19 protein-coding genes and 1 pseudogene are annotated in these 23,016 nt (G+C 69.2%); 8 read left to right on the top strand and 12 right to left on the bottom strand.

Translation table 11 applies throughout. From position 1 onward, the window contains the following. The first annotated feature begins 77 nt into the window (after positions 1-77). Genes VMT65_RS03450 through VMT65_RS03440 form a run of 3 tightly spaced genes read left to right on the top strand, consistent with a single transcriptional unit; the run spans position 78 to position 2,454 of the window. A complete protein-coding gene (locus VMT65_RS03450; RefSeq protein ID WP_326306440.1) occupies positions 78-1,604 on the top strand; it encodes an Ada metal-binding domain-containing protein in 1,527 nt (508 codons plus the stop codon). A 17-nt stretch (positions 1,605-1,621) separates the two neighbouring features. Beyond that, the gene (locus VMT65_RS03445) at positions 1,622-2,119 is read left to right on the top strand and encodes a methylated-DNA--[protein]-cysteine S-methyltransferase (RefSeq protein WP_326307426.1); all 498 of its coding nucleotides are present in this window, start codon (positions 1,622-1,624) and stop codon (positions 2,117-2,119) included. Positions 2,120-2,178: 59 nt separating this feature from the next. After that, positions 2,179-2,454, top strand: a complete 276-nt coding sequence (locus tag VMT65_RS03440) for a DUF2277 domain-containing protein (protein ID WP_326306439.1) — start codon at positions 2,179-2,181, stop codon at positions 2,452-2,454. Positions 2,455-2,663: 209 nt separating this feature from the next. On the opposite strand, the gene VMT65_RS03435 is transcribed toward VMT65_RS03440, so the two are convergent. Then, positions 2,664-5,831: an SMC family ATPase gene (locus VMT65_RS03435; protein ID WP_326306438.1), complete on the bottom strand. Its 3,168-nt coding sequence runs from the start codon at positions 5,829-5,831 to the stop codon at positions 2,664-2,666. A 272-nt stretch (positions 5,832-6,103) separates the two neighbouring features. Continuing rightward, a pseudogene (locus VMT65_RS03430) lies at positions 6,104-7,246 on the bottom strand (exonuclease SbcCD subunit D); the annotation flags it as partial. A gap of 134 nt (positions 7,247-7,380) precedes the next feature. Between VMT65_RS03430 and VMT65_RS03425 the strand changes: the two are divergent. Together VMT65_RS03425 and VMT65_RS03420 are read left to right on the top strand one after the other, a co-directional pair. Next, the gene (locus tag VMT65_RS03425) at positions 7,381-8,586 is read left to right on the top strand and encodes a DNA recombination protein RmuC (protein WP_326306437.1); all 1,206 of its coding nucleotides are present in this window, start codon (positions 7,381-7,383) and stop codon (positions 8,584-8,586) included. 117 nt (positions 8,587-8,703) lie between these two features. Next, on the top strand, positions 8,704-9,876 hold the full coding sequence (locus tag VMT65_RS03420) for a DUF6542 domain-containing protein (protein ID WP_326306436.1): 1,173 nt from the start codon (positions 8,704-8,706) through the stop codon (positions 9,874-9,876). Between the two features lie 147 nt (positions 9,877-10,023). Here the strand turns inward: VMT65_RS03420 and VMT65_RS03415 are convergent, their stop codons facing one another. Then, positions 10,024-11,025 carry a 4-hydroxy-3-methylbut-2-enyl diphosphate reductase gene (locus tag VMT65_RS03415; protein WP_326306435.1) on the bottom strand — a complete coding sequence of 334 codons (1,002 nt, stop codon included), beginning with the start codon at positions 11,023-11,025 and terminating at the stop codon, positions 10,024-10,026. Between the two features lie 114 nt (positions 11,026-11,139). On the opposite strand from VMT65_RS03415, the gene VMT65_RS03410 reads away from it, so the two are divergent. Then, positions 11,140-11,835: a lipid droplet-associated protein gene (locus VMT65_RS03410; RefSeq protein ID WP_326306434.1), complete on the top strand. Its 696-nt coding sequence runs from the start codon at positions 11,140-11,142 to the stop codon at positions 11,833-11,835. A 163-nt stretch (positions 11,836-11,998) separates the two neighbouring features. Here the strand turns inward: VMT65_RS03410 and VMT65_RS03405 are convergent, their stop codons facing one another. Together VMT65_RS03405 and VMT65_RS03400 are read right to left on the bottom strand one after the other, a co-directional pair. After that, positions 11,999-12,421 (bottom strand): limonene-1,2-epoxide hydrolase family protein, encoded by a 423-nt coding sequence (locus VMT65_RS03405; protein WP_326306433.1) that lies wholly within the window; start codon positions 12,419-12,421, stop codon positions 11,999-12,001. 39 nt (positions 12,422-12,460) lie between these two features. Continuing rightward, positions 12,461-13,198 carry a TetR/AcrR family transcriptional regulator gene (locus VMT65_RS03400; protein WP_326306432.1) on the bottom strand — a complete coding sequence of 246 codons (738 nt, stop codon included), beginning with the start codon at positions 13,196-13,198 and terminating at the stop codon, positions 12,461-12,463. 106 nt (positions 13,199-13,304) lie between these two features. On the opposite strand from VMT65_RS03400, the gene VMT65_RS03395 reads away from it, so the two are divergent. Beyond that, positions 13,305-14,489, top strand: coding sequence for an FAD-dependent monooxygenase (locus VMT65_RS03395; RefSeq protein WP_326306431.1), 1,185 nt, complete (start codon positions 13,305-13,307; stop codon positions 14,487-14,489). A 273-nt stretch (positions 14,490-14,762) separates the two neighbouring features. On the opposite strand, the gene VMT65_RS03390 is transcribed toward VMT65_RS03395, so the two are convergent. Beyond that, positions 14,763-16,163 (bottom strand): class II fumarate hydratase, encoded by a 1,401-nt coding sequence (locus tag VMT65_RS03390; protein WP_326306430.1) that lies wholly within the window; start codon positions 16,161-16,163, stop codon positions 14,763-14,765. Positions 16,164-16,295: 132 nt separating this feature from the next. Then, on the bottom strand, positions 16,296-17,327 hold the full coding sequence (glpX, locus tag VMT65_RS03385; RefSeq protein ID WP_326306429.1) for a class II fructose-bisphosphatase: 1,032 nt from the start codon (positions 17,325-17,327) through the stop codon (positions 16,296-16,298). A 176-nt stretch (positions 17,328-17,503) separates the two neighbouring features. Between glpX and VMT65_RS03380 the strand changes: the two genes are divergently transcribed. Then, on the top strand, positions 17,504-18,085 hold the full coding sequence (locus VMT65_RS03380; protein WP_326306428.1) for a DUF4245 domain-containing protein: 582 nt from the start codon (positions 17,504-17,506) through the stop codon (positions 18,083-18,085). Between the two features lie 36 nt (positions 18,086-18,121). Here the strand turns inward: VMT65_RS03380 and VMT65_RS03375 are convergent, their stop codons facing one another. The 5 genes from VMT65_RS03375 to VMT65_RS03355 form a co-directional block, all read right to left on the bottom strand. Beyond that, a complete protein-coding gene (locus VMT65_RS03375) occupies positions 18,122-18,352 on the bottom strand; it encodes an exodeoxyribonuclease VII small subunit (protein ID WP_326306427.1) in 231 nt (76 codons plus the stop codon). Next, on the bottom strand, positions 18,349-19,572 hold the full coding sequence (gene xseA, locus VMT65_RS03370) for an exodeoxyribonuclease VII large subunit (protein WP_326307425.1): 1,224 nt from the start codon (positions 19,570-19,572) through the stop codon (positions 18,349-18,351). The genes VMT65_RS03375 and xseA overlap by 4 nt, the downstream gene beginning before the upstream one ends. 195 nt (positions 19,573-19,767) lie before the next feature. Next, positions 19,768-20,625, bottom strand: a complete 858-nt coding sequence (locus VMT65_RS03365; RefSeq protein ID WP_326306426.1) for an acyl-ACP desaturase — start codon at positions 20,623-20,625, stop codon at positions 19,768-19,770. Positions 20,626-20,797: 172 nt separating this feature from the next. Further along, positions 20,798-21,298, bottom strand: coding sequence for an LGFP repeat-containing protein (locus tag VMT65_RS03360; RefSeq protein ID WP_326306425.1), 501 nt, complete (start codon positions 21,296-21,298; stop codon positions 20,798-20,800). Between the two features lie 140 nt (positions 21,299-21,438). Further along, entirely contained in the window at positions 21,439-22,839 is a 1,401-nt protein-coding gene (locus VMT65_RS03355; RefSeq protein WP_326306424.1) for a PhoH family protein, read from the bottom strand. Between the last annotated feature and the right edge of the window lie 177 nt (positions 22,840-23,016).

Below are 23,016 nucleotides of genomic sequence, written 5' to 3'. Positions count from 1 at the left end.
GGGGTAGCGGTTTTCGGCCGACGGTCATGGCGGATTTCCGCTAGCGGCGCGTGCTCACGGCTGACAAGGTGGTATCCGTGAGTGCGAACGAATTGGATTTCGAGCGTTGCTACCGCGCCGTGGCGACCCGCGATGCCAGGTTCGATGGGCATTTCGTCACCGCGGTGCGCACCACCGGAATTTATTGCCGCCCTTCCTGTCCGGCCATTACCCCCAAACGAACCAACGTCACCTTCCTGCCGACCGCCGCGGCCGCGCAACAGAGCGGTTTCCGTGCCTGCCGTCGCTGCCTGCCCGATGCCGCGCCCGGGTCGCCGCTCTGGAACACCCGCGCGGACCTGGCGTCGCGGGCCATGCGACTGATCGGCGACGGCGTCATCGAACGCGGCGGGGTGCCCGCGCTGGCCGACGCGCTCGGCTACTCGCAGCGGCAGCTGACCCGCGTGCTGACCAGCGAACTCGGCGCGGGCCCACTGGCTTTGGCGCGCGCCCACCGCGCGCACACCGCGCGACTGCTGATCCAGACCACGCGATTATCGATGTCGGACATCGCCTTCGCGGCGGGCTTCGCCAGCATTCGGCAGTTCAACGACACCGTGCGCGAGGTCTTCGCGGTCAGCCCGACCACCCTGCGCGAGGAGTCGCGCCGCCGCAATGGCGATACGCTGCCGGCCACCAATGGGCTGCTCACCCTGCGCCTGCCCTACCGCGAGCCGCTGGACCAGTCGTGGCTGGAATGGTTCCTGGCCGCGCACACCGTGCCCGGGCTGGAGCTGTGGGAGAACGGGATCTACACGCGCAGTCTGCGAACGCCGCACGGCCACACCATGATTCGGCTGTCGATTCAGCCCGGGCACGTGCGCGCCTCGCTGTCGCTGCAGGACATGCGCGATCTCGCGCCCACCGTGGCGCGCATTCGGCACTTCCTCGATCTGGACGCCGACCCGGTCGGCATCGACGAGGCCCTGACGGCGGGCATGGCGGGAAGTCCGCTGCGCCCGCATGTCTCGGGTGACGCGGATCCGGGGATCACGCTCCCGGCCGGGATTCGCGTGCCGGGCTGCCTGGACGGCTCGGAGTTGTTGCTGCGCACCATGATCGGTCAGCAGATATCGGTGGCGGCGGCCAATACCCACACCGCGCGGCTGGTGCAGGGCCTGGGCGAGACCATCACCGGGCCGATCCCGCACCTGTTCCCCACCGCCGAGACGATCGCCGAACGCGGGTCCGAGGTGCTGACCGGGCCGGGGCGGCGCGTCGACGCCATCGTCGGCGCGGCCAAGGCGCTCGCCACCGGCGATCTGGTCCTGCACTCCGGGCGCACCGCGGCCGATCTGCGGCGCGATCTGCTCGCCCTGGACGGCGTGGGCCCGTGGACCGCCGACTACGTCACCATGCGCCTGCTCGCCGACCCGGACGTGCTGCTGCACTCCGACCTGGTGGTGCGCCGGGGCGCGGGACTGCTCGGCATCGATCTCGCCGACGCGGCGCGCTTCTCGCCGTGGCGCTCCTACCTGACCATGCACCTGTGGAAATACGCTCTCGCCCACCCGGCCGAGGGCGGACCCAAGCCAACCACCCAGAACCGGAGGACACCGCGGTGAGTTCCGAAAACCGGCACCTGACAGCGGATTTCGCCACCCTCGAGACGCCCGCGGGACCGTTCACCGCGCTCGTGGACGCCGACGGAGCGGTCCTGGCCTCGGGCTGGATCGCCGACCCGGAAGCGTTGCGCGTCCTCGTGCACCCGAGCATCCGGCCCGCCACGCTGCGCGCACGCGATGCGCTGGGACCGGTCACGCGGGCCGTGGCGGCGTATCACGAGGGCGATCTCACCGCCATCGACGCCATCACCGTCCGACAGGTCTCCGGCCCCTTCCTCACCCACGCCTGGGAGGTCCTGCGCAAGGTCCCCGCCGGAGATCCGATCACCTACACCGAGTTCGCGGCGGTCTCCGGCCGCCCGGCCGCGACCCGCGCCGCCGCCAATGCCTGCGCCCGCAACGCCGCCGCCCTGTTCGTCCCGTGCCATCGCGTGCTGCGCACCGACGGCACCCTGGGCGGCTTCCGCTACGGCCTGCCCGTCAAACGCTGGCTCCTCGACCACGAGACCGCCTGACCCGGCGCTGACCCGCGCGAACCCGGGTGCCGTCGGTGCCCGGGCGTACCCTCGCAACCATGTGCCGCAATATCCACACCCTGCACAACTTCGAGCCGCCCGCCACCCCGGACGAGGTGCACGCGGCCGCCCTGCAATACGTCCGCAAGATCAGCGGAACCACCAAGCCCTCCCAGGCCAACCAGGAGCCCTTCGACCGCGCCGTCGAGGAGATCGCCGCCGCCACCACCCGGCTCCTGGCCGGTCTCACCACCACCGCTCCGCCCAAGGACCGCGAGGTCGAAGCCGCCAAGGCCAAGGCCCGCGCCCAAATCCGCTACGCCCGCCTGAGCTAGGACGCACCGGGCCGAAGTGGGCCCCTACGGCAGGACCGCCCGGAGACCGGGGTCGCGTAGCCGGTCACCTCCCGGCGGCCGAGGGCCGCGAAGCCCATCACGCCCGGCGATCAGGGATCCAAGGCCACCACACCCGACCGGGCCCGGGTGCCATATGCCTCGCCGCGCCGTTCGGCGCGCCAGGACTCACCATCTCGGCGAGCGAAATGCTATGCGCCGACCGAGGTTTCGAGGCGGGAGCCGGTTCGGCCGCGGATGACGTGGAGGCGGCTGGGGATGCGTTGGCGCATTTCGTCGACGTGGCTGACGACGCCGACCACGCGGCCGCCGGAGCGGAGTTCGTCGAGAACGCCCATGACGGAGTCGAGGGTGTCGGCGTCGAGGCTGCCGAAGCCCTCGTCGATGAACAGGGTGTCCATGACCAGGCCGCCGGATTCGGCCGAGACCACATCGGCCAGGCCGAGGGCCAGGGCCAGGGAGGCCATGAAGGTTTCGCCGCCGGAGAGGGTTTTGGCGGGGCGGATGGCGCCGGTGTAGTCGTCGCGGATGTCGAGGCCCAGGCCGCCCCGGCGACCGCGCGGGCCCGCCGCGTCGGTGTGGACGAATTCGTAACGGCCACCGGACATCCGGCGCAGGCGCACCGAACCGGCCACCGCGACCTCTTCCAGGCGGGCGGCCAAGACGTACGAGCGCAGCGACATGCGGCGGTTGTTCTCACCGCGACCCGCCACCACCTCGGCGAGGCGGGCCAGTTCTTCGTGAGCGCGCTGCAGCGGGGCAATGCGGTCCACGGCCGCCCACAGCTGTGAGCACAACTTTTCGAGGTCGTCGACGCGACGGGTGGCCTCAGCGTGGGCGGCGACAGCCCGGTTCAACTCCGATTCCGCCTGTGCCACCGCCTTTTCCAGCTCGGCGAGAGCGCCGGGCTCGGCCTCGCCCGCGGCCTGGATCTCGGGTTCGGCCAGCACCGCCTCGGCGTGGGCGCGAGCCCGGTCGGCGGCGACGAGTTCGTCCTCGATGGCCGCTTGCTCCGCGGCCGTGCGCGAGGCCGCGTCCACCGCGCGCGCGTATTCGGCGAGCACGCCGTAATCCGGCCCGGACTCCCCCATGACCGGCGGCGCGGAATCCACCAGACCCGCGTCGTAAGAGAGCTTTTCGACCCGCATGGCCGCCGCGGCCACCTGTTCGCGGGCGGTGGCCGCCTCGACCCGGGCGGTGCGCACCGCCGTGGCCTCCTCCACCAACGCCACCAGCCGCGCACGCCGCCGCTCCACGGTGCCGTCCGCACCGGCCGCCGCCAGCAGCCGCTCCGTGAGCTCGGCCAGCCGCCGATCGGTGGCGACAATCCGCTCCAGCGTTGCGCTGCCGCGACTTTCGCACTCGCGCGCCTCTTCCTGCACGCGCGCCTGATCCGCCCGCAGCGTGTTCAGCTCGGCGGTGAGCGTGTCGACCAGTCCGGCCGCCTGCTGCGCCTCGGTGTATCGACGAGTCGAATCATTCAGCGCGGCAGCGAGTTCCGCCTTGTCCACATCGCCGCCCCGCTCGACCAGCACCTCGATGGCCCGCTCCAACTCGGCCACCTGCTGCCCGGCCCGTTCACGCTCGGCCTCGGCCTTGCGCTCGGCGGCCAATGCCGCGTCCTCATCCTCCTTGGACACCGCGTGATCGGTCGGCTGCGCCGGATTCGGATGCGCGACGGACCCGCACACCGCACACGGCTCACCGTCCACCAGCGCACCCGCCAACTCCGCCGCCATCCCGGCCATGCGCTGCTCCCGCAGCGCCTGCGTCCGCTTCCACGCCTCCGCGTGCGCCGTGCGCGCCCGCTCGAACGCGGTTGCGGCCCGCGTCAACGCGATTCGTTGCTTGCCCAATTCGACGGCGGCCTCGGCCGACGTCCGCAACCGCTGACACTCGGCCTCCAGACCGGGCAGCGCGGCGGCGGCATCGGCGGCCCCGCGCAACCGCGCCTCGACCCCCGCAACGGCTGCTGGCAACTCCTCCAGCCGCTTGGCAAGCTTCGCCTTTCGAGTGTCCAGTTCCGCCTGCTCGGCACGCAACCCGGACAGTTCGCGAGTCAACCGCGTCGCCGACTCCGCATCCGCGCGCACCTCATCGAGCGCGCCCATCTGCGCACTCCACCGCTGCACCGCCAGCTCCAGCCCGAAGACCCGGTCGGCCACCACGTCACTCTCGGCGGAGTCGTCGGCTCGAACGGGGTCGGCTGTCGCGAGATCGTCGAGATCCATGGCGAAGTCGGTGTCGGCGAGCTCGGCGGCGGCGAGATCGGCTGCGGCCCAGGATGTTCCGGGGAGCTCCGCGCTGGCGGGTTCGAGGAGGCGGTCGGCGAGTTGTTCGGCGGCGCGGGTGGCCTCGTCGGTGCGGCGGCGGAGGGTGACGGCGGCGGCGCGGGCCTCGGCGAGGGCGGTGGCGACCGGTTCGGCGCGGCGGGCGCGGTCGAGTTCGGTGTGGCGGGCGGCGCGATGGTCGGCGTTGGCGGCGAAGTCGGCGAGTTGGGCGCGGGCCGCGGTGCGGCGGCGGTACAGGTCGTGGCGGCGGCGCTCGGCCTCGGCGGCTGCTCGTACGCGGGACGAATCCTGTTGGCGCTGAGCCAGATCGGCGGCGGTGTCGGTGACATGGGTGCGGGCGGCGGCCAGCAGGGACTGCGACCAGCCGACCGATTCGAGGGAGCTGACGGTCTCGGTGGCGGGCAGGCCCGCGGCGGTGCCGACCTGGGCGATGAGGCGGTCGATGCCGTGTTTACGGGTGTCGAGGTCGGCGGCTCCGCTGCGGCGCTTGTCGATGAGCCACTGCTCGGCGGTGCCGAAACGCTCGGTGTCGAAGAGCTTTTCGAGCAGCTTCTCGCGATCCTCGTTGTCGGCCCGCAGGAATCGCGCGAAATCGCCCTGCGGCAGCAGCACCACCTGGAAGAACTGGTCGGCGCTCATGCCGAGCAGGCGCAGCACCTCCTCGCCGATATCGGGAATGCGGGACAGGTTCTGACCGCGCCCGTCCAGCCACTCCAGCGTGGCGACCGAATTCTCCTTGACCCACCCGGATTTGGCCCGCTTGCTCGGCCGCTGAAACTCCGGCGACCGAATCAACCGCAGCCGCCGACCGCCGATCGTGGCCTCCAACAGCACCCGCGGCGGCGTCTGCTCATCCGCGTGATCCGAATGCAGCCGCTTGCTCTCCCCCCGCGCCCCGGGCACACTCCCATACAACGCGAACGCGATCGCATCGAGCACCGTGGTCTTCCCCGCCCCGGTCTGCCCGTGCAACAGAAACAGCCCATCCGCCCCGAGCTCATCGAAGTCCACCACCGCGGTCTCCGCGAACGGCCCGAACGCCGTCAACTCCAACCGATGCAGCCTCACGCGGTCAGCCCGCCCACCGCACCGTCCGATTCGCCGGAGTCCAGCCCGAACTCGTCCATATCGAACAGGCCGAGTGCGGCATCGGCCTCCGCCGCATCAGGGCCGCGAACGGAGCCGTCGAAGCCCGCGGCGCTGACCACCCGCGCCGCCTCGACCGCGCCGACGGCGGTCGAGGTCGTCTCCTCCGCGGTCGGCGCGTCGGCGATCGCCGCGGTCTGCGGGTTCGCGGTCGAGATGAGCGCGGATAGCGGGTCCTCGGATGCGGACATTCGTGCTGGCGCGTCCTTTTCGCGAGTGGCGGCGGAGAGGGCGCGTTCGAGCCAGGTCATCTCGCCCGGGGTGGGGGTGCCGCGGACGTCGGTGAGGAAGCTCTGGGCGATCTCGGTGTCGCGGCGGCCGTGCACCCGCTCCCGGTAGCGGAGTTCCGGATTGCCTTCGGGGCGCTGCCATTCCACGTGCACGGCGTGCGGGAATCGCTCGCGCAGGCGGCGCAGGGCGTCCACGGGGCGCGCCGCGTCGGTGAGGGTGGCCGAGACATAGTGGGATTCGGCCTCGGCGTGCTCCGGGGACTCCAGGAGGTCTTCGAGGGGGCCGACGAGTTGCGACAGGCCGCGCACCACGGGGAGCTCGTGCCGCCGCACCTCGGCCAGACCCGAGCCGTCCAGATCGACGATCCAGACCGCCTTGCGATGCGAGCGCTCACCGAACGAATACGGCAGCGGCGAACCGGAATACCGCACCGCATCGGACAGCGTCTGCGGTGAGTGCAGATGCCCGAGCGCCACATAGTCGATCCCGTCGAAGGCCGACCGCGGCACCGTCTCCACCCCGCCCACCGAAATGGACCGCTCGGATCCGGTGGCCTCCCCGCCCACCACGAACGCGTGCGCGAGCACCACCGAGCGCACCCCGGCCCGCTCGGCCAGATCCGCACGCACCCGCCCCATTGCCGCGTCCAGGATCTCGGCATGCGAACGCGCCTGCGGCACGCCCAATTCCACCCGGGTGATCTCCGGCTCCAGATACGGAATCCCGTAGAACGCGATATCCCCGAACTCGTCGGCGAGCACGACCGGCCGCGCCACATCCGCGATCCGACACCGCAAATGCAACCCGCCCGCCGCCGCGAAACTCCCGAGCGCCCCCAACCGAGTCGGCGAGTCGTGATTGCCGGATGTCGCGACAATCACGGCCCCCGCCGCCCGAATTGCCTCGAATCCCCGATTACACACCGCAATCGCATCCGCACTGGGAATGGAACGGTCGTACACATCCCCCGGCAACACGACCACATCCACCCCCTCGGCCCCCACCAATTCCGCAATGGCCCGCAACGAGCACTCCTGATCGGCCAACAGGTCGACACCATGAAAGGTGCGCCCGATATGCCAGTCGGAGGTGTGCAGGATCCGCATGCCGAAGAACGCTAGGCGATTGCCCTGACAAAATCACCCGGCATCGGCGCGTCAAGGGGAACTTCGCACCCAAAGACGCCGCACCGGTGCCGTATTCGGCGCTTTGTCGGTGGCATACGGCACTATCTCCTGCCATGACCGCACCGATGCTGTTCGCGCTGCTTTTGGTGTTCGTTTCCGGGCTGGCCGTGGGGTGGCTGGGGCATGCCGCGCGGGCGGGGCAGCGGGCGGCGGTGGCGGAGGCGAGATTGGCGGCCATGCGGGACAACGAGCGATTGTTGCGGCAGTCACTCGGGGCGGCGAGTGAGGATGCGGCACGTCGGCAGTCGCATGCCATCGGCTCGCTGGTGGAACCGCTGCGGGAGGCGGTGGGGAATTTGAACCGGCACATCCAGGAGGTCGAGCACAACCGCATCAACGCGTATTCGGGCCTGCGCGAACAGGTTGCGGGCATGCAGCGCACCTCGCACCAGTTGTCCACGCAGACCGGCCAATTGGTGGCGGCGTTGCGCGCGCCCCAGGTGCGCGGCCGCTGGGGCGAGATCCAGCTCGAGCGCGTGGTGGAGCTGGCCGGTATGACCAAGCACTGCGATTTCGACACCCAGGTCACCCGCCGCGGCGACACCGTGGTGCGCCCGGATCTGGTGGTGCGCCTCTCCGGCGGCCGCCAGCTCGTGGTCGACGCCAAGGTGCCGTGCACCGCCTACCTGGACGCGGCCGCCACCGAGGACCCGCGCGAGCGCGAGGGTCACCTGGCCCGCCACGCCCGGCACCTGCGCAATCACGTGGATCAGCTCGCCGCCAAGGAGTATTGGGCCGCCTTCGAGCCCTCCCCCGAATTCGTCGTCCTGTTCGTCCCCGGCGATCCGTTCCTGGACGCCGCGCTGAACACCGACTCCGGATTGCTCGAATACGCCTTCGGGCGCAATGTGGTCCTCGCGACGCCGACCACACTCATGGCCCTGCTGCGCACGGTCGCGCTGGGCTGGCGGCAGGAGGCGATCTCGGAGGACCTGGCGCTGGTACAGCAGTTGGGCCGCGAGCTCTACACCCGCCTCGGCACCACGGGCCGCCACCTGGACCGGTTGGGCTCGCAGCTCGGCAAGGCGGTCGACGCCTTCAATCACACCGTCGCCTCGGTCGAATCGCGGGTCATGGTGACCGCGCGCAAGCTCCACGAGCTGGACATCGCCGACGCCCCGGTGCCGGAGATCCATCCGGTCGAATCATGGCCGCGCGCGGTCGGCTTCGCGGGCGAACAGCGGTTCGGTGCCGGCGGCGAACAACGACTCGGCCGCGAAGCCGATCATCGCTTCGGAGCGGACGGAGGTGATGCCTGAGCAACCGCTTGGTCTCCGCGCAGTTGCGCAATAGCTATCGCCGGGTTCGTGCGATTCCGCATACCCGCGTGATGTCGCCTGCCTCGCGAAACACCGATATGCCTTAGTGTGCTTGACGTGGCAGTTACCCAACGCGAGCGAACCGAGGTGCCCCCGTCGCACCGTTCGATCCTGCCGTCGGTTCCCGGCGTCCCCGCCGGAGCCGCGGTACTGATCGCCGTGACGTGCACGTTCATCGGGTTCCTGATCGATGCTCACGGTGGTGACGACCTCACCGGTACCTTCGCGACCCTGTACGTGATCGGCTGTGTGCTGGCCGTGCTCGCGGTCCGCTACCGGGGTCTGTTCACCACGCTGGTGCTGCCGCCGCTGCTGCTGTTCCTCGCGGTGCCGCTGTGCTACCAGCTCCTATTGGGGTCCGCCGGAAGTCTCAAACTCAAGGACATCCTGCTGAACCTGGCCATCCCGCTGGTGAATCGGTTCCCCACCATGGCCGTGGCCACCGTCCTGGTACTGATCATCGGCGCGGTCCGCATCGCCCTGCACCGCCGCGAGAGCAAGGCCACCGGCGGCGAGCCGCGCAAGCCCCGCGCCCGCACCACCCGCCCGGCCGCCGCCCGCGGCCAGCGCACCCGCTCCGCCGATTCCAAGGACCCGGCCAGACGACGCTTCCGTCCCGCCGCGGACACCGCCACCGACACGCCCGAGCCCGATGCCGCCCGCACGTCCCGCCGCGCCACCGGCCGGGTCGCCGCCGGACCGCCGCGGGTAGGCGCGGATCGACAGCCCGGCACGGGCCGTCGCCGTCGCAGTCAGGATCCGGATCAGCCCGCCGCCGACCGCGTCCCCGGCGCGCCCGAGGGCCGCCGTCGCCGCGCGCCGAATCCCGACCAGAACGGCAGTGCCCCGGCCGGTGGCCGCCGCCGCGCCCAGTACGGCGATCCGGTCCCCAATGGCGAACGCCGCGCGGCGCCTACCGGTGAGCGTCGTGCCGTCCCCGCCGACCGTCCGCGCACCGGTGAGCGCCGGGCCGTCCCGACCGACCGCCGCGCCGCCCAGCCCGACGCACCCGCGCCCGAGGGCCGCCGTCGTCGCGCCCAGAGCCCCGAGCAGGCCGCCGCCCGCGGCACCGAGCGGCACGCCGCCCCCGAACGCCCCGCGGCCCCCGAACGCACCGCGGCCCAGCCGGAGGGCGGCCGTCGCCGTCGCCCGCAGCCCGGCGAGGTGCCGCCCCACCCCCGCCCGAATGTGCGCTATCGCGAACGCGATTCGGGTCGCATCGAGCGCTGAGCTCGAAAAGACGACCGGCGATTCGCGAGCATTACACACCGTAGATTTCCGGCAATCCGGCAATTCCACACGAAATAAGATCACCCGGACAGCAATTCGCGCCCTCCACATCGAATGTGGAGGGCGCGAATGTGTTCGCAGGGCCCGCTAGGCCCGCGCGGCCCGCAGCTCCCGCGGCAGCGCGAAGACCAGCGTCTCGTTCGCGGTGGTCACCGGCACCACCTCACCGAATCCGTGCTCGGCCAACAGTTCCAGCACGCCCTCCACGAGAATCTCCGGAACCGACGCGCCGGAGGTGACACCGACCGTGCGCACCCCTTCCAGCCACGCGGTATCGACCTCGCGCGCGAAGTCCACCAGATGCGCGGCCCGCGCACCGGCGCTGAGCGCGACCTCGACCAGCCGCACCGAATTCGAGGAGTTGCGCGACCCGACCACGATCACCAGATCGCATTCGGGAGCCATGGCCTTCACCGCGGTCTGCCGGTTGGAGGTGGCGTAGCAGATGTCGTCGCTGGGCGGATCCTGCAGCTTCGGGAAGCGCTGGCGCAGCCGTTCGACCGTCTCCATGGTCTCGTCCACCGACAGCGTGGTCTGCGAGAGCCAGATCACCTTGTTCTCATCGCGCACGGTCACGTTGTCCACGGCGTCCGGACCGTCCACCAGCTGCACGTGCTCGGGCGCCTCGCCCGCGGTGCCCTCGACCTCCTCGTGGCCCTCGTGCCCGATGAGCAGGATGTCGAAGTCGTCGCGCGCGAAGCGCTTGGCCTCCTGGTGCACCTTGGTGACCAGCGGGCAGGTGGCGTCGATGGTGTGCAGGTTGCGCTGCGCGGCGGACTCGTGCACCGCCGGGGAGACGCCGTGCGCCGAGAACACCACGAGCGCGCCCTCGGGCACCTCGTCGGTCTCGTCGACGAAGATCACACCGCGCTCCCGCAGCGTTTCCACCACGTGCCGGTTGTGCACGATTTCCTTGCGGACATAGATGGGGGCGCCGTGCTTTTCGAGCGCCTTTTCCACTGTTTCGACCGCCCGGTCCACACCGGCGCAATAGCCGCGCGGTTCCGCGAGCAGGACTCGCTTGGGTGCGTCGGCATCACCCGCCGCCGACCGGACGATTCCGACGTTCAAAGGGATTGCCGAGGACATGGCCTCAAGAATACGTGTGGGCCGCGGCGGGCATTCGGCCGGAGGCTAGGGTCACAATCACTTTTCGTGCTCGCTCGCCTTTGCATCACACCGCGTTTCGGGCAGGCTAGGGGCATGTTCCGACCTCCGTTCCTGGCCCGGGTCGCCGCCGGGGCTGCCGTCTATGCCCTCGAGGAAACTCGTCGGCTACCGACCACCGCAATCAATTTCCCGATCACCGCGATCAGCCAGATGCTGCAGACCACCATGCATCTCCAGCAGTTCGTGACCAGCCTCGCTCTCAAGGGCGACGCCGTTTTCGACCGCCTGATCAACCAGCCGGAAGAGCAGCCCGCGTGGGCCACCTTCGACGAGGATGAAGACGACGAGCAAACGCCGAGCTTCGCCTCCGATTCGGTACGGCAGAGCCGTTTCGACCTCTTTACGGACGCCGAATCGGCCGTCCAAGAGCCCGTCGCGGAGCCCGAACCGGCCGCCGAACCCGAAGCGGTCGCACCCGAACCGGTAGTCGCCGAATCGGCCGCGCAGGAGGCAGCCGAGCCGGAGGTCACCGAAAACCCGGCCCCCGCACCGGCTTCCACCGCCGCGACCAATGGCCACAATGGCAACGGCGCGGCCGCCGAACCCGAGGTGGCCACTCGCTTCGGCTACGCGGACCTGAGCATCGCGCAGCTGCGCGCGCGTCTGCGCCAGCTGTCGGTGGAGGATCTGGCCGCCCTGCTGGCCTACGAGCAGGAAACCCGTGACCGCGCGCCCTTCGTCACCATGCTGACGAACCGCATCGCCACGGTGAACAACAACTCTCGTTGAGAACAACAACTCTCGTTGACTCTCAGGGGCTTCGCCCCTGAAACCCCTCGAGATTCGACCAGCGCCGGTCGGCCAGGGATCTCCCCGGGCGGCCGGCGGCTTCGTTCACGGGACTCGCGCGAATGGGCACCGCGCGAGTCCCGTCGTTCGTTCGGCTCCGGTCTCAGCGCGGCAGGAGCGCGCGGAACAGGCCCGTGACCGTGCCGCGCAGGAAGTTCTCCCAGCTGAAGTGGTCGTGCCACAGCGAGATTCGGCCGTCGCGGAATTCGAAGGTGCCGCAGACCCAGAAGGAGATCTCCACCGGGCCCATGCGCAGGTAGTCGGTGCGCTCGGTGAGGACGGTGCCGTCCTCGGCCGCCGCGATGTGATGCATATCGGCGCGGAAGCCGAAGCGCGGACTGTTGAGCTGGGTCAGGACCCAGCGGACGCGATCGACGCCCCGGACATCCGGGAGCGAGGTGTTCTTCCAGACAATGCCCGGATCGACCAGGTCCAGGGCTTCGTCGACGATCTTCATTTCCATCGCGGCGAAGAACTCGCGGACCGTGGTGACCGGATCCTGCTTCAGCTCGGGTAGCTCGGACATGAGCCGAGCGTAGGCCGAAACAAGGTCCTGGCGAAGGAATTACGCGGAGTCGCGGCGCGCGGCCATCAGGGTGCCGAGACCGTCGAGGATGCGGTCGATTCCGAAGGTGAGCGCGGAGCCCTCCGCACCATCGGGCTTGCCGCCCATGGACGCCGCGAAGGCCGCGATGGCGTGCGGGAAGCGCTCGGCCTGGGCCGAGAGCACCTCGCCGAGTTCCCGGGCGAGCTGCTCCTCGGCGGGATCGTCGCCCGGGGAGGCCACGGTCTGCAGGGCGATGGCGCGGGCGTGGCTCAGCAGCAGGACGACGGTGTCGAACTGTTCGGCGACGCTCAACCCGGTCTCGGCGAGCACGGTCAAAGCCGCATCCACCCAGGCCAATTCGTTGGGCCCCATGGGGCGAATGCCGGTGGCCACCTCGTGGGCCCACGGGTGCGCGCGCACCTTCTCGTAGAAGGCCTCGGTCCACGGGCGCAGGTAGGCGCGCCACGGCTCCGGCGAATCGGCCTGGGCCGCCTCGATTTTCGGCGGTTCACCGAGCGCGCTGTCCAGCATGAGCGCGGTGAGCTCGGTGCGCCCCGGGATGTAGCGGTACAGCGCCATCTTGGCGCAGCCCACCCGTTCGGCCAGCCGCGCCATGGACAGGTTGGCCAGTCCTTCCGCGTCGGCGAGGTCGATGGCCTCGCCGACGATGCGCTCCAGCGTGAGGGAGGGCTTCGGCCCCCGTCGCGGGCGGTCGGGGGAGCCCCAGAGCAGTTCGAGGGTGGTCGGTGCCGGCATGGTCGCCATCCTTCCGGATTTCGGGGTTGACACGAAACTGCGTCCACCATACTCTAATAATCATCAACAGCGTCCGACGGACGCAGTTATCGAAGGAGCCACCGAAATGCGCAACACCACCGTCCTCATCTCCGGAGCCAGCGTCGCCGGACCCGCCCTCGCCTACTGGCTGAACCGCTACGGCTTCCAGGTGACCGTGGTCGAGAAGGCCCCGGCCCTGCGCACCGGCGGCCAGGCCATCGACTTCACCGGCGAGACCCACATGACCGTGCTCGAGCGGATGGGCGTGCTCGACGACATCAAGCGGCTGCAGACCGGCAAGACCGACTGGGTTCTGATCGACGAGAGCGGCGCCGAACAGGCCGTCATGTCCGGCGATTTCCTCGGCGGCGACATCGAGATCCTGCGCGGCGATCTGGCCCAGATCCTCTACAACCACACCGCCGCCGGATGCGAATACCTCTTCGGCGACACCGTCACCGCGCTGCGCGAAACCGCGGACGGGGTGTACGTCGAATTCGAGAACGCGCCCGCGCGCGTCTTCGATCTGGTCTTCGGCTGCGACGGCATGCACTCGCGGGTGCGGAAGTTGGCGTTCGGGCCGGAAAAGGACTTCGTCACCCACGACGGGTACTACTACGCCATCGCGGGCGCGTCGGTCTGGCAGGACATGCCGGAGGGAAATCGGGCCCGGGCCCACGCGCTGACCTGCAATACCCCCGGACTGCTGGCCCAGTTGGGCGGCAACAAGGCCGCGCAGATGTACCTTTTCGCCTCGCCGGAACTCGAGTACTCGCGGGACGATTTCGATGAGCAGCGGCGGATCGTGGCCGAGAAGTTCGCCGGAATGGGTTGGGAGGTGCCGCGCATGCTGGCGGAGCTCCCCTACCTGGACGGGTTTTATCTCGATGCCATCGCCAAGGTCTCGATGAAGCACTTCACCAATGGGCGGGTGGCATTGATCGGCGATGCCGCGCACGGGCACACGCTCAATGGCTTCGGCACCGGTTCGGCGATTGTCGGGGCCTATGTGATGGCCGGCGAATTGGCCGTGGCCGAAGGGGATTACACCGTGGCGTTCGCACGCTACGAGGAGATCATGAAGCGACTGCTGCGTAAGACCGATGATGCGAACCCGGGTCGGTTCATGGCCCCGCGCACCGCACGTGGCCTGCGCCTTCGCAATTGGTTCGTGCGCTCACGCGGCTTCAAGATGATGGCGAAGTACGCCGAGAACGCCAAGAACGACATCGATTTGCGGAACTACCCGGAATTGGTCTCGGCGAACTGAGCCGCCCGATGGGGTCGTGGCGTGGATATGGCGGCATGTTCCGCCGCCATATCCACCGACCGCGTTGTTCAAACGATAAGTCCCAGTGTCACCAGGGCGTCGACGAGGCCCGTGAAACCAAGGGCTGCGAGTGCGATTGCAAGTCCGATCAACATTGTTCTTTCCTTTCCTGGATCATCCGCTGTTGCGGACACTCAGCTAATCGCAGGCAATGAGTGACCCGTTTCACAGAAAATCCAAAATCGGAAAAGTGGGCTCCTGACCGGGGGCCTACTACTTTTTGTCGTCGACCTGCGCCATCGACAGCACATCCAAGCGTCGATCGAGTTCCTCGAGGGAAAGTTTGTCGCCGATCAAACCCCGGTCGATGACGGTCTGCCGAATCGTCTTCTTCTCCTTCAGCGCCTGCTTGGCAACCGCCGCCGCCTCCTCGTAGCCAATGGCGGAATTCAGCGGTGTCACGATCGACGGCGAGGATTCCGCAAGTTGTTTCAGGTGATCCACATTCGCCACCAGACCGACAATGCACTTATCGGCGAACAACCGAGAAACATTGGCCAGCAGGCGAATCGATTCCAGCACATTGCGGGCCATCATCGGAATGTAGACATTCAATTCGAACGCCCCGTTGCCACCGCCCCAGGCGATGGCCGCGTCATTGCCGATGACCTGCGCGGCCACCTGCGTAACCGCTTCCGGCAGTACCGGATTCACCTTGCCGGGCATGATCGAGGAGCCGGGCTGCAGATCCGGCAGCTGCAGTTCGCCCAAGCCGGTGAGCGGACCGGAGCCCATCCAGCGAATGTCATTGGCAATCTTGGTCAGACTGATGGCGACCGTGCGCAGCGCACCGGACAGCTCCACCAGCCCGTCGCGGGCGGCCTGCGCCTCGAAATGGTCACGCGCCTCGGACAAATGGTCCAGATCGGTCGCCTTCGCCAGTTCCGCAACGACTTTCGCGCCGAATCCGGCGGGCGCGTTGAGCCCGCTGCCCACCGCGGTCCCGCCGATGGCCAGCTCCCCCACCCGCGGCAGGGTGGCCAGCAGCCGTTCGATGCCCGCGCTCACCTGCCGGGTGTAGCCGCCGAACTCCTGCCCCAGGGTCACCGGGACGGCGTCCATGAGGTGCGTGCGGCCCGACTTGACCACCGACTTCCACTCGTTGGACTTGTCCAGCAGCGCCAGCCGCAGATGGTCGAGCGCCGGGACCAGGTCCTTGACCACGGCCTCGGTGGCCGCCAGATGCGTTGCGGTGGGGAAGGTGTCGTTCGACGACTGCGACATGTTCACGTCGTCATTGGGATGCACGGTCACGCCGTCGCGCGCGGCGATGCTCGCGATCACCTCGTTGGCGTTCATGTTCGAGCTGGTGCCGGAGCCGGTCTGGAACACATCGATGGGGAACTGATCGTCGTGCTTGCCGTCGGCGATCTCGGTGGCCGCGGCGATGATGGCGTCCGCCTTGGCCTTGTCCAGCAGACCCAGGTCGCGGTTCACGGCCGCGGCGGCCGCCTTCAACAGGCCGAGCGCGCGAATCTGAGCGCGCTCCAGGCCCCGTCCGCTGATCGGGAAGTTCTCCACGGCGCGTTGCGTCTGCGCTCGCCACAGGGCGTCGACGGGGACGCGAACCTCGCCCATCGTGTCGTGCTCGATCCGGTATTCGGTCTCGGTCATAAGTCCGACCCTATGCCCACCCCGAACCTCGTGGGGGTGCCACGCCTGAGGCAATCAGCACACCGCGCGCCGGGAATACACGTGTGGCCGGGCAGTCGGTCGACTACCCGGCCACACAAGGGTTTTCGCCGATCAGGGCAGCGGCGGGGTGGCGTGTTCGTCGCCGATGAAGTCCACCGAGGCGTATTCCTTGAGCTTGGTCAGGCGGTGGTAGGCATCGATCATGCGGACGGTGCCGGACTTGGCGCGCATGACGATGGACTGGGTGTACGCGCCGCCGCCGTAGTAGCGCACGCCCTTGAGCAGGTCGCCGTCGGTGACGCCGGTGGCGCTGAAGAAGACGTCGTCGCCGGAGACCAGGTCGGTGGTGGACAGGATGCGGTCGAGGTCGTGGCCCGCGTCGATGGCCTTCTGCTTCTCGGCGTCGTCCTTGGGAGCGAGCCGGCCCTGCAGTGCGCCGCCCAGGCAGCGCATGGCGGCCGCGGCGATGATGCCCTCGGGGGTGCCGCCGATGCCGATGAGCATGTCGACGCCGGATTCCGGACGGGCACAGGCGATCGCGCCCGCGACGTCACCGTCGGAGATGAGGCGGATGCGGGCGCCCGCGTCGCGCACGGCCTTCATGTGCTCGGCGTGGCGGGGACGGTCCAGGATGCAGACCGTGAGGTCGGAGACCGACGAGTTCTTGGCCTTGGCGACGCGTCGTAGGTTCTCCGCGATCGGGGCGGATAGGTCGATGACATCGGCGGCGTCGGGGCCGACGGCGATCTTCTCCATGTAGAACACGGCCGAGGGGTCGAACATGGCGCCGCGCTCGGCGACCGCGAGCACGGAGATCGCGCCCGGGGAGCCCTTCGACATCAGGGTGGTGCCGTCGATCGGGTCGACCGCGAAATCCAGTTCCGCGCCGGTGCCGTCGCCGACCAGCTCGCCGTTGTACAGCATGGGCGCTTCGTCCTTCTCGCCCTCACCGATCACCACGATGCCCCGCATGGAAACGGTGGCGACCAACTGCCGCATGGCGTCCACGGCCGCGCCGTCGCCGCCCTCCTTGTCACCCCGGCCGACCCACCGGCCCGCGGCCATGGCCCCGGCCTCGGTGACCCGGACCAACTCGAGAGCTAGGTTGCGGTCCGGCGCCTCTCGGCGGCTGGATGCGGTCATGACGGGAGCCTCCTTGGTCGGTTACTGCTGCGTGAATTGTCGCATTGCGGTTTCCCACCTCCGGCACGTACTTACGTTTCGCGACACCGTGAGCTCGGTCGCACCTGCGGCCCATGGAATCTGCGCACCTGCGGCCCATGGGAAGTGCGCACCTGCGGCCCATGGATACTTGGGGCGTGTCGTACCAAAAGCCGCGCAGTCAGAACGACTACAAGGACCTGATCTGGTCTCTTGCTCCGCTGGTCCTGATCTGCCTGGTCATCGCGGGCATCGCCAGTCAGTGCTCGTTCTCCACGGGCGGCCCGAAGCAGGGCCAGATCCCGAAGTTCGACGCCAAGGCGGCGCTCACCGACGACGCGCGGCTCATGTCCTTTCCGATCCGCCTGCCGGTCCTGCCGGACACGGACCCGAACAAGTGGACGCCGAACTCGGGCAGCCACGACACCATCACCGGGACCGGTGGCGGCGACACCAGCACCGTCGGGTTCATCACGCCCGAGGGCACGTACATGCAGCTGACGCAGTCCAACGCGTCGGCGGACGCGCTGGCCAAGAAGTACGCGAACGGCCGCCCGGCGTCCGGATCCGAGGTGCGTGCCGACCACAAGTGGACGGTCTACGCCGAGCAGGGCTCGGAACCGGCGTGGATCACCGACTTCGGTGATGTCCGGGTGCTCATCAAGGGCGCGGGCAATGCCAATGCCTTCAATACGCTCTCGACCGCCGTGGGTCAGGCCCAGCCGCTGCCGCGCGGCTGAGCTCCGCGGGTTTGGGCTGAGCTCCGCGGGTTTCGCTCACTCCTGTGAGTCGCGGTGGGCCAGGGCGTCTTCCACGCGCTTGCGCGCACCCGCGAGATGCTGCTCACACCGGGTGGCGAGGGCCTCGCCGCGTTCCCACAGGGCCAGGGAGTCGTCCAGATCCATGCCGCCCTGCTCGAGCATCTTCACGACATTGACCAGTTCGTCGCGGGCGCGCTCGTAGCCGAAGGTGGCGATCTCGGCGCGGTCGTCGGTCGTCTCGCTCATGGGGCGTCCTTTCGGGTGGGAGCCAGGGATTGCGCGCCGAGGGCGGCGGCGGTGATCGCGCCGTCGGCGACGCGGATGCGGAGCTGGGTGCCGGGCGGGGAGTCCTCGATGGCCCGGACCACTTCCCGGTCCTTGCCATTGACGCGTTGGACCACCGCGTAGCCGCGGGCCAGGGTCGCGGCCGGGCCCACCGCCGAAAGCTTTTCGCGCAGATGGCGGGTGGTGGTCGATTCGACCATGAGGTGGTGGTCGATGGCGCGCTGGGCCGCCGTGCGCAGCCGCTCGATCTCGTCGTGGCGCTGATCCAGCAGCCGGAGCGGGTCGGCGAGGACCGGGCGGGAACGCAATTGGGCCAGGGCGCGGGACTCGCGATCGACCCAGCCGCGCAGCGCGGCGGCGGCGCGAGAGCGAAGCTCTTGCAGCAGGGCGGTTTCGGCGGCCGCGTCGGGGACGATGCGCTTGGCGGCGTCGGTGGGTGTCGCGGCGCGCAGGTCCGCGACATAGTCCGAGATCGGATTGTCGGGCTCGTGCCCGATGGCGCTCACGATCGGGGTGGTGGCGGAAACGATGGCCCGGCACAGGGTTTCATCGGAGAACGGCAGCAGATCCTCCACGCTGCCGCCGCCGCGGGCCAGCACGATCACGTCGACCTCGGGATTCGCGTCCAGCGCGGCGATCGCCTCCAGGATCTGCGGTACCGCGGTCGGACCCTGCACCGCGGTATTGCGGATCTCGAAGCGCACCGCGGGCCAGCGCTGGGTGGCGACGGTCACCACATCGTGTTCGGCGGCGCTGGCGCGGCCGGTGATGAGGCCGATCCGATTGGGCAGGAACGGGATCGGGCGTTTGAGGCGCGGATCGAACAGGCCCTCGGCGGCCAGCAGCGCCTTGAGCCGCTCGATGCGGGCCAGCAGCTCACCGATGCCGACCGGGCGAATCTCGGTGACGCGCAAGGACACCGTGCCGCGGCCGGTGAAGAACGAGAGCTTGCCGTAGACGACGACCCGGCTGCCCTCCTGCAGCGGCACCGCGGCATTGCGCAGCAGGTCCGGGTCGCAGGTCACCGACAGCGACATGTCCGCGGCCGTATCCCGCAGCACCAGAAAGGCGGTGCGGGTGCCCGGGCGGAGGTTCATCTGGGTGATCTGGCCCTCGACCCACACCGCGCCCAGCCGGTCGATCCACTGCGCGACCTTCATGGAGACGGTCCGCACCGGCATCGGGTTCTCGGCGGAGGAGCTCGGCGGCTTCGCGGGCGTCTCGGTGGTCACCACACCGATTCTTGCAGTGACCACCGACGCATCCGCCGGTACCCACACCGGGCTCCCGAAACGCCGCGGAACGCACGACGCCCGCGGCGGTTTCGCAGCGGGCGTCGGCATGGAACCACGCTGAAAAACGTGGGAGTCGAGAGGTCAGGGGCGCAGGTGCGCCAGTTCGGCGCGAGCCTTCTCGCCGTCCTCACCGAAGTCGGTGCGGGTGAAGATGTTCCACTGCTCGATCAGCGGACCGAAGACCAGTTCGGGTTCCTTGGCGCGGTCGTAGATGCCCGCCTCGGCGAGCACCTCGTCGCTGGTGCGGCCGTCGGCGAGCTGGACCGTCGGCACGTGGAAGTCGGCGATGCGGTCGGCGATGGCGCGCACGGTCTGGTCGGGGGTCAGGTCGAGCGCGGCCGAGACCAGGTTGGCGAAGAAGACGGTCTGCAATTCGTCGTCCGCGGCCAGGCGGTCGGCGATGGTCGAGACGATGACGTCGTCGGCCACGCGCGCGGTGGTGCGGTGGCGCACGGCCGCGGCGGCCTCCTCGAAGGTGCTGGCGGCGAGGACCTCGAGCAACCGCATGGGCGGGCGGCGGAAGCCGGCGGTCATGTGGGCCATGCGCATTCGCTCGAGTTCGATCGGGTCGACGGCGCGGGTCACCATGAGGTAGTTGCGAATGAGGATCTCGTGCCGGTTCTCCTCCGCGGTCCAACGGCCGACCCAGCGCCACCACTGACCGGTGCGCAGGTACTTGCCGAGCTCGCGGTGGTAGGCGGGCAGGTTGTCGGCGATCAGCACGCTGACCGTGAGCGCGGTCTTGGCGACCTCGCTGAGCTCGGATTGCGTCGGATCCCAATCGGTTCCGCCGAGGAAGGCGAAATTGCGGCCGTCGTCCCACGGCACGTAATCGTGGGGCTGCCACTCGGCGGCGACGGCGATGTGCCGCGTGAGGTTCTTCTCCACCTCACCCGCGAGCGACTCCAGCAGGTCCCGATCCGACAAAGCGTTCTGCACCCGAACAACCTAACGGTAATCCGGCAACCATGGTGATCTTCGCCCGGTATTGCCATCGGCTATGACCGGTATGGGATCCGGGAGACCCTCGTGACAACCGGTTTCGTGACCGAGGACCAGCTCCCCGGGCAGGTCGGAAATGGGCTTCCGACGGCCCGGGGAGCCGATGCCGCTACTTCTCGGTGACAGTGATCTTGTTGTCCACCCAGGTGATGGAGCCGCCGCTGAAATCGCTCTGCTTGCCGCCGGGGATGTCGAACTCGTCGCTGGTCGGGTAGCCGAGTTTGCCGCTCGGGCCGCCGTCTTCCTCCCAGGCCTTGCGGATCTCGCCCCACACCACGTGGGTGCCGTGCGCCGAGCTGGCGTAGATGGCCCCGCCGTCGAACTCCTGGACCGAGCCGCCGTCGGGCGCGTCCTTGGCCGGACCGGTGGGCATGCCGAGCGGGCTGCTCGCGCCGCCCATCTGCTGGTACTTCTCGAGAACCGCTCCGCTGAGCGTGATTTCACCGTTCGGGGTGGAGATCTTCGTTTCGGCGGTATGGGTTTGCGAGGCCGCCGTGGTGGTCGTGGATGACGCCGAGTTCTTGTCCTTGTCATTGCATCCCGCGCCGAGTGCGGTGACGACCGCGAGCGCCGCGATGATGCCAGCCGTGCGTCGAGCGAAGTGGTGCATGTTCCATCCTCCCGAATGCGGCCGAGCTGGAATTTCACCGAAAACTACCCTGCCGCCGAAGGGTTGAAACACACGCCGCAAAGATCGCCCGGCCGGAGGGCGAGTCGCTCTCCGGCCGGGCGGGTCCTACCGATCGAACCTCAGGAGTTGGGTCCGAACTCCTCCAGCATCTCCGTCACCAGTGCCGCGATCGGGGAGCGCTCACTGCGGGTGAGGGTCACGTGCGCGAACAGCGGGTGCCCCTTGAGCTTTTCGATCACGGCGGCCACGCCGTCGTGCCGTCCGACCCGGAGGTTGTCGCGCTGGGCGACGTCGTGGGTGAGCACCACCCGCGATCCGCTGCCCAGCCGGCTCAGCACCGTGAGCAGCACATTGCGTTCCAGCGACTGCGCCTCGTCCACGATCACGAAGGAGTCGTGTAGCGAGCGACCGCGAATGTGGGTGAGCGGCAGCACTTCCAGCATGCCGCGCGCCTGCACCTCCTCCATCACCTCCGGGCTGGCCAGCCCTTCGAGGGTGTCGAAGACGGCCTGCGCCCACGGACCCATCTTCTCGCTCTCGGAGCCCGGCAGATAGCCGAGCTCCTGTCCACCCACCGCGTACAGCGGACGGAACACCACCACCTTTCGATGCGAGCGGCGTTCCAGCACCGCCTCGAGACCGGCGGTCAACGCCAGCGCCGACTTGCCGGTACCGGCCCGGCCGCCGAGCGAGACGATGCCGACCGACTCGTCGAGCAGCAGGTCCAAGGCGATGCGCTGCTCGGCCGAGCGGCCGTGCAGCCCGAACGCCTCCCGGTCGCCGCGGACCAGCTGCACCCGCTTGTCCGGCGTCACCCGGGCCAGCGCGCTGCCGCGCGGGCTCAGCATGCGGATTCCGGTGTGGCAGGGCATGTCCCGCGCCTCGTCGAGATCGATCACGGTCTCGGCGTAGAGCTTGTCGACCACCGGGGTGGCGACCTCGAGTTCCACCATGCCGGTCCACCCGGAGGTGACGACGTCCTGGGCGTGATACTCGTCGGCCTGCAGGCCCACCGAGCTGGCCTTGACCCGCAGCGGAATGTCCTTGGACACCAGCACGACCCGCTGCCCCTCGGCGGCCAGGTTGAGCGCGCAGGCCAGGATGCGGGAATCGTTGCTGTCCGTGCGGAATCCGACGGGGAGGACGTTCGGGTCGGTGTGGTTCAACTCCACCTGGAGTGTCCCGCCCTGGGTGCCGACCGACACCCGCTGATCGAGCCGACCGTGTGCCAGACGCATGTCGTCCAGCATGCGCAGTGCCTCGCGAGCGAACCAGCCGAGTTCGTGGTGATGGCGTTTGGCCTCGAGTTCACTGATCACGACCAGCGGCAACACCACGTGGTGCTCGCCGAATCGGGTCAGCGCCCAAGGATCGGACAGCAGCACCGACGTGTCGACTACGAAGGTTTTCGGTCCGGAATCGGACGACTGCGAGGCGCGAACTCCCGTTTTTTTGGACGTCCGGCCCTGGTCAGAGCCTGCGTCCCCGGTGGGAGCGGTAGCGGAGCGTGCATCAGTCACGGTGGGCTCCTTTGCCACTCGCGCGGCACCGCGCGAGCGTTCTCGCTGGGCCGGTCAGCCTTGGGGTCGTACGACCCGAGGGCCGGGTACCGGCCCCCTCGCACTGAGTTGCTCAGTCACGATCAGGACCTCCCGTACGAACCACACCTACGCGGCCCGCACTCCCGACGCTACCGC

This window comes from Nocardia sp. CDC153, from assembly GCF_035818515.1.
In the GTDB taxonomy this organism is placed as follows: domain Bacteria; phylum Actinomycetota; class Actinomycetes; order Mycobacteriales; family Mycobacteriaceae; genus Nocardia.
Note: the sequence above shows the minus strand (reverse complement) of the source record. Positions and strands in the feature narration are given on the sequence as shown.

What these genes read in the sequence shown, in the direction of transcription:
- VMT65_RS03440 (WP_326306439.1), top strand. Translation starts at nt 2,179, where the DNA reads ATGTGCCGCAATATCCACACCCTGCACAACTTCGAGCCGCCCGCCACC.
- VMT65_RS03425 (WP_326306437.1), top strand. Translation starts at nt 7,381, where the DNA reads ATGACCGCACCGATGCTGTTCGCGCTGCTTTTGGTGTTCGTTTCCGGG.
- VMT65_RS03415 (WP_326306435.1), bottom strand. Translation starts at nt 11,025, where the DNA reads ATGTCCTCGGCAATCCCTTTGAACGTCGGAATCGTCCGGTCGGCGGCG.
- VMT65_RS03410 (WP_326306434.1), top strand. Translation starts at nt 11,140, where the DNA reads ATGTTCCGACCTCCGTTCCTGGCCCGGGTCGCCGCCGGGGCTGCCGTC.
- VMT65_RS03405 (WP_326306433.1), bottom strand. Translation starts at nt 12,421, where the DNA reads ATGTCCGAGCTACCCGAGCTGAAGCAGGATCCGGTCACCACGGTCCGC.
- VMT65_RS03400 (WP_326306432.1), bottom strand. Translation starts at nt 13,198, where the DNA reads ATGCCGGCACCGACCACCCTCGAACTGCTCTGGGGCTCCCCCGACCGC.
- VMT65_RS03395 (WP_326306431.1), top strand. Translation starts at nt 13,305, where the DNA reads ATGCGCAACACCACCGTCCTCATCTCCGGAGCCAGCGTCGCCGGACCC.
- VMT65_RS03390 (WP_326306430.1), bottom strand. Translation starts at nt 16,163, where the DNA reads ATGACCGAGACCGAATACCGGATCGAGCACGACACGATGGGCGAGGTT.
- glpX (WP_326306429.1), bottom strand. Translation starts at nt 17,327, where the DNA reads ATGACCGCATCCAGCCGCCGAGAGGCGCCGGACCGCAACCTAGCTCTC.
- VMT65_RS03375 (WP_326306427.1), bottom strand. Translation starts at nt 18,352, where the DNA reads ATGAGCGAGACGACCGACGACCGCGCCGAGATCGCCACCTTCGGCTAC.
- xseA (WP_326307425.1), bottom strand. Translation starts at nt 19,572, where the DNA reads ATGCCGGTGCGGACCGTCTCCATGAAGGTCGCGCAGTGGATCGACCGG.
- VMT65_RS03360 (WP_326306425.1), bottom strand. Translation starts at nt 21,298, where the DNA reads ATGCACCACTTCGCTCGACGCACGGCTGGCATCATCGCGGCGCTCGCG.